Genomic DNA, 13,137 nt, shown 5'->3' with positions numbered 1-13,137 from the left:
ACTGAAATCCATTATTTTAAATATTTACTTAAAAGCGTTTCGTATTGGGTTAATATATTTTCCCACTGAAAGCTGTTTAAAAATTGCTGTTTGGCAGCGTTACTTTTTTCTGTTACGAACGCATCATCTAAGTATTGCTGCTCAAAAAAACTAGCCAAATGGGCTTTGTCTTTAAAGTAAAAAGCCCCATCACCAGCAACCCAACGGTTAAAGTGGTTGTCGTGAGCAATAACGGCGCAACCTGCTGCTAAGCCTTCAACCAGTGATGGGTTAGTGCCACCTACTTGGTGACCATGCACATAAAAACGTGCATAAAAACGCAGTGCTGCAACTTTTTCGGCCTCGTAGATAGCCCCAGGAAAAATTACATCATTATTTGCAGCTGCTAGAACTTGCTGATGATAAGGGTTTGAATCTAAAAACTTACCTAACACCACCAATTTGTGACTACGCGGCTTAGCCGAAAATGCCTCAACCACCTCTAAAATCGAGTTTTCTGGTTCAGGGCGTGCAATAATAATCGCATACTCATTTTTAACTAACCCGTAATCAGCTAACACAGCTTCGTTAGCTTCACTTACATCAGGGCCGCCGTATGGGATCATAGTGATTTTATCTCGCGATACACGCGTTGCTAAATGATCTTCTATTCTAGGGTGATCTGCCACTAAGTGATTACCAAACCAACAACCAAAACGTTCGTTTAACCAAAACCACGTTTTTGCCACTTTGCCCCACTTTTGGCGTTTCCACTCGATGCCGTCCATATTAATAACATTGGTAATACCATATAGGCGTTGGATAATATTAAAACAAGCAGTATTGTAGCCGAGTGTTAAGTGCAAGCCCTTATTTTTTCGCGCATGCCATACCGATTTTAAATCAAAAATAATGGTCCCTAATGGGCCTTCATTTTTTACAGGTATATGAATACGTTTAACACCTTGCCATTCACTTTCGTATATTTCACCTTCACCGTCTTCTTGGCAGTAGACTGTTACGCTCCACCCTCTGTCAATTAAAAACGGGCATAAATATTCAGCAAACGTTTCAAAACCGCCATGCCCAGCAGGTACACCACGAATCCCAAGAACACTAACTTCTTTCATTGTTTTCACCACTATTACGACCTTGTACCAAGATAACTCCTACACCTATAAAAAACCAAAAATACATATTTATTGGATAGGCTTCTAATACTTGATTTGCAATCATCTGAATAAGTGTAGAGTTAAAAAAGGCAAAAATTGAAACCACAAACGCGTAGTTAATCGAATTCTTCCTTTTGAAAGTTATTACCCCAATTAAGATATAAAAATAAGAGTAAATAAGCACAAATAAAGAGAGAACTCCGCCAGCGAAACCTAACTCTATAAAAAATTTCAAGTAATTAGAGTCCGCCCCAGCATGCATCAAATGATGAACACTCCAACTTGCGGCTCCAACTCCCAACCCATATGGGTTTTGATAAATCAAATTTATTCGTTCTTCCCAAACAAGTAGGCGGGACTGAAATGATGAAACATTTTCCAAACTTCCCAATGTATACACCCTACTGCTTAAAAGCTCATTATTTTCAATGAATAATATAAGCAATATAAAAGAAAATAGGGCCATCAGAATAATTTTAATTTTATTAGATACTGAGACACTATGAGCTGAAAAGAAAAAACAAATCAAAAATCCAAATAAGAACGATAGCCAACCAGCCCTTGAAAAGGTTAGTATCAAAGAAATCAAGGCTAATATCATAGAAACCTTTATCAAAGCACCGGTTTTTACTCTCAAAATATAAAATGAAAAAAACAAATAAAATACAAAGCTTGTATAAGTCACAAGGTGTACTGAGGTTATGAAAGTAGAAAATATTCGAAATGAATCTAACGCACCTTGGAAGGAATCCCCATAAAACTTAGCAGCCCCGCCAGCATCATTAGCAAACGATACTTCAACATCTAAAGGAAAAGCATATTGTCTAACAGCATTCAAAAAGACAAAAACAGAGCAAAGTAATAGAAGCCGAGAAAAGTACTCCAAATTATCTTCACAGAGTGAAATACAATAAGGCAAAAAAAACATTAATATAGGAAATAATGTCAGCCTTATTGCAGTTACATTGCTATAAAGAACAGGGATTTGGCTCCAAAGTATTGTTAATATATTAAATACCAAATAGATAAAGATTAAGGTTACAGTTGACTTAGGGCCACTTAACTTTCCCCTAACCAAACCAAAACACAATAGAAAAAGTAAGAAGAAATCGAAAAAAAGAGGAAAAAAATCAAATGAAAACAACACTTTAGGGATTGTTGAAAATGGTAAAAGCGCTATTAATATAAAAACAGCTCTATCGTATTTAATTACCACAGTCTAACAACCCTTCTATAGCTAAATTTGCTCGATTAACCCAAGAGTTAGACTCGAAAAAGCTTCTAGAAAAACTTTTATTTGGAGATTGACTTTTTAGAGATCGCAATGCTGTAGCCTCTATTTGATCATTTTCATAAACGTAAACATGCTCCATATCACACCCAAAGTCAGTACTTGCCAATACATTTTTTCCAGAACAAATGTATTGATATAACTTTAAAGGAGATTCATCATGCAACTTATCTAATAGATAAGGCAGCAAACCGACTTTAAAAGTTTTTAGAATATTTGGTACATCAGAGAATTTAAAAGCACCATGAATATAAACACCATCTAACTTCTCCAGTTTACCCCTGACATCTTGATCATAAAACTCTCCGAATATTGCTACTTTATAGCCAGAGTTACTAAGGAAAGCTACTAAGCTCATATCGAGTTTGTCTGTTATAAATCCCATAAATCCGAAGTCATATTTATAAGAATCCATCTCTACATGTATAAATGAATTCAACCCATTAGGTAATACAAGTTTCTTTTTATTTTTAAAATCACTAATAGCAGATTGGCTTACAGCAGTAACAAAGCAGTTATCAAGGTTGGAAATAAACTCGTATTTCTCCTTCACTAAGGCCTTTTCTTTAAGGCTGTAGCGATTATGTTTCTGAAAATTATCTATTAAATCATACCAATAATAATCAGCTTCGTATGCCCATCTAGGAAGTTTCCCAATAGGTAAGAAGTCTAATACGACATTAATATAATCTTTATTCAATTCTACATTTTTATAGGATATATCATAAATATTGTCTAACCAAAGCCTCTTTTTCATGGGGCCGAAAAAGTCAAAAGAGAACTTTGAAATAAACTTTAATTTATTTGGCAAGTCTGCAACTGAATAATTAATTTTCTTCTTCAGCAATAAAGTTTCTAATATACTAGTCGGCCTATTATAAAAATGGATATCATGCACAATTTTTTCACCACACAGTGCATTAACTAGCATTAAATCCCTTACTATCGGGCCATATTCACTCCAAAAACTTATATCTCTGTAGCCAAAAACATGCAACCTAATTTTTTTCATAGATCAAACCCATTATTACCAAGACGATTTCTAAAACCATCTAATATAGCTTTAGCTACTATCATTCCATTCTTAGATTTATTAACCTTAAAAAGGTAAAAGGTTAAAAATAAAACGCAAAAAACAAAAGTATTAAGTGAAAAGGAGAGATAATTCCTTGCCACAGATTTATCAAAAAAAACTTGGTTTCTAACACTATAATAAACTCTCCACCGTTCTTCTCCGTTTTGAAGCCTAGTTATAACATTACCAGCTGCTGATACATTCCACGAGTCACCAACATCCAGCACCCTATTTTTTGTATTTAAATAAAGACCAAACATATTCGAAATACGGTAGGTGTAATCAGTATCATCGCAATAAAGAAAAAGTTCCTTATTAGGCATAATACCCGAATTTAGGACTTTCTGGCTTAACATTAACCCACCGTAAGGAGCCCATGGAAAGGAAAAAGAATCTAGGGCAAAAGAACCTTTTGATTTAGGGAAGGCCTTTCTCAATGCCCTTTCTATACTAAAACCTAGGAATGAGTTTGGTTTAGCCAAGTAGTTATCTGGTGTTTCGCCTTTAATTGCTGCATTGATATAACTTCTTCCATCCCTAGGAAAAAAAGAGGCATCTTTATAGTGAAAGTCATTATCAAGTTTGTATTCTAGATAATTATCATCATCTAATAATAAATAATAGTCAGTATTGAATACCTTAGCATTATCAATAGCTGAATAAAAACCCCCTGCTGAACCTTGATTAGCCTCATGAACTATTAATTTAATAGTAATACGATGTTCTGCCTCTAATTTACAAAGTTTTTGAAGGTAAGACTCTGACACTCCATTACATACAACTAATAAATTTAGTCCATTTTCTAATGCAGTTTTATATGGCCCTTCTAAAAGTAAGTCGTACCTATCGCCGTATGTAACTGTTAATACACTAAAACTACATCCACTCATAAATTAAAAAACCAAAATCCATAGTATAATGTCAAGACCATTTACCTCTAAAATCATCTATCTCATCGTCTAAATAAAAATGTTTAATTCGCTTGTCACTATAAAACTTATTCATATAAAGCTCATTTGGTTTAAAGTTATTTTTAAAGTCGCTATACAAACCTGAATACCATTTATTCTTTGATATATTCGCACCTTTTGAAAGGTCAATACTCGTATTAGTAAAGCTTTCAATAACAGATTTATTTTTATTTAGCCTTTCCGCTGTAAGTAACAAAACCTCGAAATTTTTATTTTTGTAGAATGAGTAGCCTGCAGTTTTATCAAATTTAGTTTCAAATACATTTATTCCAGTTACACTTTCTAGTTCATCATTAAACCATGTCAAAGGTATCTCTTGATTTACATATAGGTCTAAAAAATTGTTTAGGGTAGAGTTTGCATCTAACTCTTTTCTGTTATCATTTTTAGAGTCAATGTAAAGCATCTTTGGCAACTCCTGAAATAATGTCGATACATTGCGACTTACGGGCTCCCTAATCAATGTAATTATTTTTACCTGACCACTTCTTTTCAATACAAATCGATAAAGTAAACGTAGAATATATTTTTTAAATTCATTTAATTTATTTCTTTTTTTGGAAAACTTATAGTTTTCAGTCAATCCATATAATGTGTGGACATGTATAACATTTAATTTCGATTTTTCCAGACTTTTCTCTATTGAAGACGAACCAACTTTACCCATTTGATAAATAACATAAGCGTTACCTTTAGATATTTTTCTCATAATACCTATGTGTTTCCTGAATTCCTTAAACATTACTTAGCCTTAATTAGCAAATCGATATTTTTAAAAAGTTCTCTATTATTATTTAACCAAACTCTAGATTTATTCCACCATTTAAACTCGAGCAAATACTCGATCTCTTTATCATTAAATCGTTTTCTTATTAATTTTGCAGGTACACCTGCAACAATAGAATAAGGCTCAACATCCTTTGTTACAACCGCCCCACTAGCAACTATAGCACCATCTCCTATTATTACTCCTTGCTTTATGCGTACACCATTACATATCCAAACGTCATTACCTATTTCAGCGTTGTAACCATTGATAGTTTTAGGCGACTCCTCAAACTCTTCAATAGCACCAGGAATGTAATTAAAGCCTTTAATTGATGGGTTAAGAAAAGAATAAAATATAGGACTTGTAGAAACAAACTGTGATGTAGGGTGCTGACCTAAGTCAATTTTTACATCATTTGCTATAGAACAAAACTTACCTATTGATACCCCATCAAAGCAGTTATTAGAACCTAAATATGTACAGCTTCCTATTTTAGAATTGTATACTTTTGACTTTGAACCAACCCTATTAAAACCAAAAAACTCACTATTTTCCGCATAAGCTCCTCGGCTAAAGAAAACCTTCTGCCTCATGAAATAGAATTTATAAAAAATAAATTTAAATCTATTTAATAACTTATTTAGCATATATCAATTGCTCTCCACTCTGGGTAGTGAGCACGTATGTACTTATTTAGTTCAATTTCAGCGTCTGTATAAATACGAGGTTCAGTGTTTAAAGTTTTAGTTTTGGCGGTTGTATTTGTGATCATACCCGCCCCCACAGTTACATTGGTTAAACGGTCAATAATGATAAATGAGCCTGTGCCTACCACTTGTTTGTATTGGTCAATAACCACTGGCGCTGATGTTTCGATACTACAATTAGCAATTTCGTTTAATTGTAATTCGCTAGCATCTGTTTGCTCTAGGGTGTTTACATCGATACGGTGGTTAATATTGCTGATTTTACCAAAGGTGTTTTTAGTACCAATTTTTAGCTCGTACTCTTTGCCTGGTTGCATAGCGGCATCGGCCATCCACACAATCGTTGCTGCAAAGTTTGAGCTAGTTGAAGGCAGCTGCTTTTGGTCAGTGCTTGACTTAACAATCACATCACCGCGCGAAATATCAATTTCGTCTTTTAAGGTTAATGTAATTGCTTGACCAGCAAAGGCACTTGCTAAATCGCCATCGGCAGTAACAATGCGCTCGACTGACGATGTTTTACCCGATGGGAATGCAGTAATTTGGTCGCCAACATTAATAATGCCGCTGGCAATGGTGCCGCAAAAGCCACGGAAATCTAAATTAGGGCGATTAACATACTGTACAGGCAAACGGAAGGTATCTAAGTTTTTATCGTCACTAATGGTTACCGTATCAAGCAACTGCATTAAAGTTGCGCCAGGATACCAGTCTAGATTTACACCTTTATCAACAACATTGTCGCCTTTAAGGGCTGAAATTGGCACAAAGCGCACATCAGGAATATCTAATTGCTCTGCAAAAGCTTTGTAATCGGCTTTAATTTGGCGGTAAACATCTTGGCTGTAATCAACCAGGTCCATTTTATTAATGGCTACAATTACGTGCTTAAGGCCAAGTAGTGATGCAATATAGCTATGTCGCTTAGTTTGGGTCTGTACGCCTTTACGGGCATCAATCATTACAATGGCTAGGTCGCAGTTAGATGCACCAGTTGCCATGTTACGCGTATATTGCTCGTGCCCTGGGCAGTCAGCAATAATAAACTTACGCTTTTCGGTTGCAAAATAACGGTAAGCTACGTCAATAGTAATACCTTGCTCACGTTCTGACTGAAGACCATCGACCAATAATGCTAAATCGAACTCTTCGTCTGTGGTATTGAATTTTTTTGAGTCGTTTTTGATTGCCGCCATGTGATCTTCAAAAATTAGTTTTGAGTCATGTAATAAACGACCAATTAATGTTGATTTACCGTCATCAACATTACCACAAGTTAAAAAGCGCAGTAGATCTTTGTTTTCGTGTTGTTTTAAGTAACCTTCGATATCTGTTTCAAGAAGGTTTGGGGTAATTTGTTCAGTCATTTTCCATCCTTACTTAAGCTATAAGCTATAAGCCATAAGCTTGAAGTCTAAATACTTTCTATAGAGTTTTTCAGGCCACAAAGCATTGCCTGTAACTCTTTTGTTTCTGCAACCCATATAGAACCTATATCGTTAGATAAATATCCTATCTCTATTCCGATATAAATTTGAGTCCGAGCTTCTGAAAGCGATGAGCGAGCAATATCTAAAAATCGACGTTTTTCTTTATTACTATCTCTACTCATCCCCTCCGCGATATTACTAGGTACTGATAAGCCAGCTCTAGTCAGCTGATCTCGAAAGCCGTAATCCCGCAATTCAGTTGTTCCTTTATAAATATTCGAAGACAACCTTGCCGAACGCTTCCAAACTTCTAAATTTTCAAAATTCATAACAATTCCTTGTTGTATCTATTTAGTAAAGTCTTTAATCCACTTAAGACTTACAGCTTAGAGCTTACGGCTTTTTAAAAGTAACCTTCCATTTTCTTTTTCTCCATTGAGCCTGATGAATCGTGATCGATTACACGGCCTTGGCGCTCTGATGTTTTAGTAAGTAACATTTCTTGAATGATTTCTGGTAGCGTTGTGGCGTTAGATTCAACCGCACCTGTTAATGGGTAACAACCTAAGGTTCTAAAGCGTACCATTTTCTTCATTGGTACTTCGCCTTCTTTAAGTGGCATACGTTCGTCATCAACCATAATTAATGTACCGTCACGCTCTACTACTGGGCGCTCTGCTGCTAGGTAAAGTGGTACAATTTCGATGTTTTCTAGGTAGATGTATTGCCAAATATCAAGCTCAGTCCAGTTACTCAGTGGGAATACACGAATACTCTCGCCTTTGTTTACCTTGCCATTAAAGGTATTCCATAACTCTGGGCGTTGGTTTTTTGGGTCCCAACGGTGGTTTTTATCACGGAATGAATAAACACGCTCTTTAGCACGTGACTTTTCTTCGTCGCGGCGTGCGCCACCAAATGCCGCGTCAAACTGGTACTTATCTAATGCTTGTTTTAAGCCCTGAGTTTTCATAATGTCGGTATGCTTTGCACTACCGTGAGTAAATGGGCCTACGCCTGCATCTACACCTTCTTGGTTAATATGCACCAATAGATCAAAACCTAGCTTTTCGGCCATTTTGTCGCGAAACTCGATCATTTCTTTAAATTTCCATGTTGTATCAACATGCATTAAAGGGAACGGTGGTTTAGCAGGGTAAAACGCTTTCATTGTTAAGTGCAGCATTACCGCAGAATCTTTGCCGACAGAGTAAAGCATTACTGGGTTATCAAATTCGGCAGCAACTTCACGAATAATATGAATAGATTCAGCTTCTAGTTGCTTTAGGTGAGTCATGCGGGCTTGGGAGATTTCCATTTTTACTCCATGAAAGTATGCTAGGTTTCGAAAGAAAGAAGCTAAAAAGAAGTCAGAGGTTAGATATCAGAGGTTGGACGAGAGATATCAAGTGAAAGATATCAGAGGTTAGATATCAGAGGTTAGATATCAGGTTTCAGATATCAGTTTTAGATATCAGATGTCTGTTTTCGGATATCGGTGCTTTGATTTCAGATATTAGACTTCAGTCACCGAGGTTATTTAAAATTTTTTATTTAACTCTATTATTCTAGGTTCTAGGTTCTAGGTTCTAGGTTCTAGGTTCTAGGTTCTAGGTTCTAGGTTCTTCAAAACACTTTTTGTGGTGACAATTAAGTCAAGCAGAACCTAGAACGTCTTTAATTACTTATCAGATTTATATTCGTAGTTGTAGTAACCGTAGTAACCGTATGCATTGCTTGCTTTACGTACTACACCATTAAATACAACACCTTTTACGTCTATACCGTTTTGTTCAAAACGGTTACGAGTAAGTTCAATTTCACGTAAATGGTTTTGGCCAAAACGCGTTACTAATAACGTACTACCAGCATGAGCACTCACAATTGCAGGGTCTGTCACCGCTAAAATAGGTGGTGTGTCAACTATAATAATGTCGTACTTGCCACTTACCTCTGCAACCATCTTGCTAAAGTTGCTATGCATTAATAGTTCCGATGGATTAGGTGGAATTTGACCACGGGTAATTACATCTAACCCTTCAACTTGCGACGTTTTAGTTACCTGTTCAAGGTTTAATCGGCCCGAGAGTAAATCACTTAAACCATCATCCCACTTCATACCGAACTGAGTTTGTAAGTAACCTTTACGCATATCAGCATCAATAATTAACACCTTTTTACCGCTTTGTGCAAGTACGGTTGCAAGGTTTACCGAGATAAACGATTTACCCACACCAGGGCTTGGGCCAGATATAGCAATAATGTTGTTTTTAGCCTCCATCATTGCAAAGTGTAAGCTTGTACGCAGGCTACGTAGGGCCTCAATCGATAAATCTGCAGGGTTATCTACCGCAAGAATAGACTTAGGCTTATCTTTAACTTTACGCGCACGGTTAAAACCCGTTAGCTTATCTTGAAAGTCTGAATACGGTACTGATGCATAAACAGGTAAACCAATACTTTCGATCTCGGTTGGGTCTTCAACACCGCGGTGCATTGCTTTTTGAATTAGCACCACTGCAACTGCTAAAAAGCCACCAAGCAAAGTTGCTACCACAGCAATCAGTGCTTTTTTAGGTTTAACTGGTTCTGTAGTGTCTACCGCTGCTGCATCGACCACACGCACATTACCCACAGTACCGGCACGCACAATATCTAGCTCTTGCGTTTTACCAAGTAATAAGGTGTAAATTTGGTTACTTACTTCTACATCGCGTTTTAACCGCAATAGCTCTTGCTGTGTTTCTGGTAAGTTACCAACTTCGCCAACCAGTTTTTGCTTTTGTTTTTCTACCGCTTCAATTTGCTCAAGCACACCTTGGTAAGTCGGGTGGCTTTCTTTAAATTTTCGGCTTAACTCTAAACGCTTAAGCTCTAGCTCTTGTAGTTTAGTTTCAAGCTCCACTACTTGCTCAAGTACACCTTGGGTTTCTAAGCTGATGTTGATTGATTGACGTTTAATTTGGTAATCGTTAAAGCGCTCTTCTGCGTATTCAAGTTGCTTCTTAACTTCTGGTAACTGTACTTCTAAAAACTCAAGTGATTTTTGCGCTTCGGCACTATTGCGCTCAACATTACGGCGTACATAAATTTGTGACACTCTATCAAGTACTTTTTCTGCGTGCACTGCGCTTTTGTGCTCGTACGACATTGCAATAATGCCAGAATCTTTACCTTTTTCGCTAGCACCTATCTCTTGCTGTAGTTCAACAATAGTTCTGTAGCGATTTTTCTTAGCTAATATAAAAACAGTTCCAGGCCGTGCATTCAAATCGCGTACGGTTAACTCATAAAAGCCAGCGCTTTCATCTTTACCTACCGTACCTTTTAAAACAGAGTCACCGTCCGGATTAAAAAGCTCAAAGGTTTTACCTTCACCTACAACTAATTCAAATGATTCACCCAAAAACCCTTTAGGTACGTTAAATCTGAAAATGTTAATACTCTCGCCGCCCCACGCATAGCTACTTAGCCCTAAAAGTGGTTCAGCTACATCACCCTCTGACTCAGCAGCAAAACTGCGATAAACTTTACCGCCAATAACAGGGAATAATTTAGGCTCTGCAATTATATCAAGCTTTAGTGTGTCGACTGCTTCACCAATCACAGAACGTGACTTTAACAGCTCGATTTCAGTTACAGCGGCGCTGCTACTTTCAAACATACCCGCCATATCATCAAGGCCAGGTACAGACGGGCTGCTTTCTTCAACTTGTACAAGTGCTGTTGCTTTATAAATTGGCGTACTTAATACCGCGACCGCCACACCAATAATGGCAAATACAGCGGTTACAAAAATGATGAACCATTTGCGGTCGAGTAATGCACCTAGTAATGCGAGTAAGTCTATTTCTTGCGATTGCGATTCTTGACTTCTATTTTGATTTTTACTTGCTGCTAATGCAGTGGGCTGAGCATTCATCTACTACCCTTTCCTTATAAATACTTTTGCCAAGCGCTACAAGCGCTATCGATTAATGCGTAAACGTGCTCAAAAGCCTCTTGGCTTTGACGGTATGGGTCAGGTATTTCTTTATCACCAACCCATTTACCTAGCAAAAATGTTTTACCACGCGCTTGCGGGTAACGAGAGCACAAGTCGTTTATATGACGCTGCTCCATCACTAAAATAACACTGTGCTGTGCAACAAGGGCTGAGGTTATTTGCCTGCCCTGATGCTCGCTCATATCAATACCATGTTGCGTAGCAATTTGCTGTGCTTGTGCATCTGCGTGCTTACCTTCAAGGGCCGTTAAGCCCGCGGAAGACACACTAACATTTTTATCTTGTAGTTTACTTTTTAATACATATTCAGCGGTTGGGCTACGGCAAATATTGCCAGCACATACAACCAGTACAGAATCAAACATAACATTTAACCTTTAGTTTGAAGTTGTAACGTCATTAATTGAGTCAACTGTACTTACCGAAGGTAGTAATAAGCTGATTACACGGTTCCAACGCGCTAGCGGTGCTGAAGTTACATACACAATATCGTGCGGCTGTAATTCAAACTGCTCTGCTAACACCAATGCCGCAACATTTTTTGCATGTAGTTGGTATACATCAGCAATGATGCCATCGGTTTCTAAGTTGCGTTTACGTAATACAAATACGCCATTTGCATCTGCTGTATTTTCGTTTAAACCACCTGCATCACTTAAAGCTTGCGCTAAATTTAAACCATAACGATTAACACCCACTGTACCAGCGCGTTTTACATCGCCTAATACAAACACTTTTTGCATGTCGTTGCGGTTAACATGCACAATATCGCCATGTTTTAATAAACGGTTTTGCGAGATATCGCCATGTGCATAAAAGTCATCTAACTGGATCACTTCGGTTTTGTCGCCACGCGTAAAGGTTACGGTGCGCCAATCAGCGGCATCTGTTAAACCGCCTGCTTGGTTTAGTGCATCAATTAGAGTAAGCGGCACTTCGGTTACAGGGAGTACCCCAGGGTTGTTAACCTCACCTGTTACATAGGCTTTTTGGCTTCTAAAGCCAACAATTTTAATATCTACTTGTGGGTCTTCGATTACGCGACTTAAGCGCTTAACAAGCTCTTTATGAACTTGTTGTACTGTTTTACCAGCTGCTTGAATATCTGGAGCGTAAGCAAAAGTAATTGTACCGTCAGCTTGAACACGGAAGCCGTCGAACTCAGCAGTACGCTGTACTGCAGCAGGAATGGTTAATTCAGGGTGGTCCCATACGCCAATTGTGATTACATCGCCAACACCTAATTTGTATTGGTAATCAGAGGTATCGATGCCATCAAGGCTTGATGGTAACGCTGGTTTCGTTTTACTTTGCTTTTGTTGATTAATGAGAGAAGAGTCGATGATTTGGATATTAACTTTATCGAGCTCCTTCTCAAGATTATCTATTTGTTCGCCCGATTCGATTCCTTCAAAATGGCTACCGGGGATGATTGTACAGCCAGTCATTGCTAGTAACGCAAATGACGTTACAATTGTTTTACAGCTAAGCGCCATTGTTATTTCCCAAATAATTATTCTTAAAACGTCCAGTTAAAATAAAACCACAACTGTTTATTTTTACGCTGCCTAATTAAAGCATGGCATTACAAGGTTCGCAAGACTGAGTGTTTAGTAAACGCTCACTTGTGACAGGTTTTTGCAAAATAGTTAATGAATACTTCTAGGTTCTAGGTTCTAGGTTCTAGGTTCTAGGTTCTAGGTTCTAGGTTCTAGGTTCTAGGTTCTAGGTTCTAGG

12 protein-coding genes are annotated in these 13,137 nt (G+C 37.4%); all 12 read right to left on the bottom strand.

Annotated elements, in window-relative coordinates; all coding sequences use genetic code 11:
- Positions 1 to 11: 11 nt before the first annotated feature.
- The 12 genes from EXT43_RS20390 to EXT43_RS20335 all read right to left on the bottom strand — a co-directional run bounded on the left by EXT43_RS20390 (position 12) and on the right by EXT43_RS20335 (position 12,896).
- The gene (locus tag EXT43_RS20390) at positions 12 to 1,109 is read right to left on the bottom strand and encodes a DUF1972 domain-containing protein (protein WP_130167802.1); all 1,098 of its coding nucleotides are present in this window, start codon (positions 1,107 to 1,109) and stop codon (positions 12 to 14) included.
- Positions 1,096 to 2,367, bottom strand: coding sequence for an O-antigen ligase family protein (locus EXT43_RS20385; protein ID WP_130167801.1), 1,272 nt, complete (start codon positions 2,365 to 2,367; stop codon positions 1,096 to 1,098). The genes EXT43_RS20390 and EXT43_RS20385 overlap by 14 nt, the downstream gene beginning before the upstream one ends.
- The gene (locus EXT43_RS20380; protein ID WP_130167800.1) at positions 2,357 to 3,454 is read right to left on the bottom strand and encodes a glycosyl transferase; all 1,098 of its coding nucleotides are present in this window, start codon (positions 3,452 to 3,454) and stop codon (positions 2,357 to 2,359) included. The genes EXT43_RS20385 and EXT43_RS20380 overlap by 11 nt, the downstream gene beginning before the upstream one ends.
- Positions 3,451 to 4,407 carry a hypothetical protein gene (locus tag EXT43_RS20375; RefSeq protein ID WP_130167799.1) on the bottom strand — a complete coding sequence of 319 codons (957 nt, stop codon included), beginning with the start codon at positions 4,405 to 4,407 and terminating at the stop codon, positions 3,451 to 3,453. The genes EXT43_RS20380 and EXT43_RS20375 overlap by 4 nt, the downstream gene beginning before the upstream one ends.
- Positions 4,408 to 4,438: 31 nt before the next feature.
- Positions 4,439 to 5,230: a putative capsular polysaccharide synthesis family protein gene (locus EXT43_RS20370; RefSeq protein WP_130167798.1), complete on the bottom strand. Its 792-nt coding sequence runs from the start codon at positions 5,228 to 5,230 to the stop codon at positions 4,439 to 4,441.
- The gene (locus tag EXT43_RS20365; protein ID WP_240701555.1) at positions 5,230 to 5,904 is read right to left on the bottom strand and encodes a CatB-related O-acetyltransferase; all 675 of its coding nucleotides are present in this window, start codon (positions 5,902 to 5,904) and stop codon (positions 5,230 to 5,232) included. The genes EXT43_RS20370 and EXT43_RS20365 overlap by 1 nt, the downstream gene beginning before the upstream one ends.
- Positions 5,898 to 7,331 carry a sulfate adenylyltransferase subunit CysN gene (gene cysN / locus EXT43_RS20360; protein ID WP_063530165.1) on the bottom strand — a complete coding sequence of 478 codons (1,434 nt, stop codon included), beginning with the start codon at positions 7,329 to 7,331 and terminating at the stop codon, positions 5,898 to 5,900. The genes EXT43_RS20365 and cysN overlap by 7 nt, the downstream gene beginning before the upstream one ends.
- A 47-nt stretch (positions 7,332 to 7,378) precedes the next feature.
- Complete coding sequence (locus EXT43_RS20355; RefSeq protein ID WP_062566045.1) at positions 7,379 to 7,723, bottom strand: four helix bundle protein; 345 nt, start codon at positions 7,721 to 7,723, stop codon at positions 7,379 to 7,381.
- A 74-nt stretch (positions 7,724 to 7,797) separates the two neighbouring features.
- Positions 7,798 to 8,712 carry a sulfate adenylyltransferase subunit CysD gene (gene cysD / locus EXT43_RS20350; protein ID WP_063530166.1) on the bottom strand — a complete coding sequence of 305 codons (915 nt, stop codon included), beginning with the start codon at positions 8,710 to 8,712 and terminating at the stop codon, positions 7,798 to 7,800.
- Between the two features lie 363 nt (positions 8,713 to 9,075).
- Positions 9,076 to 11,316: a polysaccharide biosynthesis tyrosine autokinase gene (locus EXT43_RS20345; protein ID WP_063527889.1), complete on the bottom strand. Its 2,241-nt coding sequence runs from the start codon at positions 11,314 to 11,316 to the stop codon at positions 9,076 to 9,078.
- Positions 11,317 to 11,330: 14 nt separating this feature from the next.
- On the bottom strand, positions 11,331 to 11,765 hold the full coding sequence (locus EXT43_RS20340) for a low molecular weight protein-tyrosine-phosphatase (protein ID WP_063527816.1): 435 nt from the start codon (positions 11,763 to 11,765) through the stop codon (positions 11,331 to 11,333).
- 12 nt (positions 11,766 to 11,777) lie between these two features.
- Positions 11,778 to 12,896: a polysaccharide export protein gene (locus tag EXT43_RS20335; protein WP_063527888.1), complete on the bottom strand. Its 1,119-nt coding sequence runs from the start codon at positions 12,894 to 12,896 to the stop codon at positions 11,778 to 11,780.
- Positions 12,897 to 13,137: the final 241 nt, after the last annotated feature.

The sequence above is a fragment of the Pseudoalteromonas sp. CO109Y genome, from assembly GCF_004208935.1.
In the GTDB taxonomy this organism is placed as follows: domain Bacteria; phylum Pseudomonadota; class Gammaproteobacteria; order Enterobacterales; family Alteromonadaceae; genus Pseudoalteromonas; species Pseudoalteromonas shioyasakiensis.
Note: the sequence above shows the minus strand (reverse complement) of the source record. Positions and strands in the feature narration are given on the sequence as shown.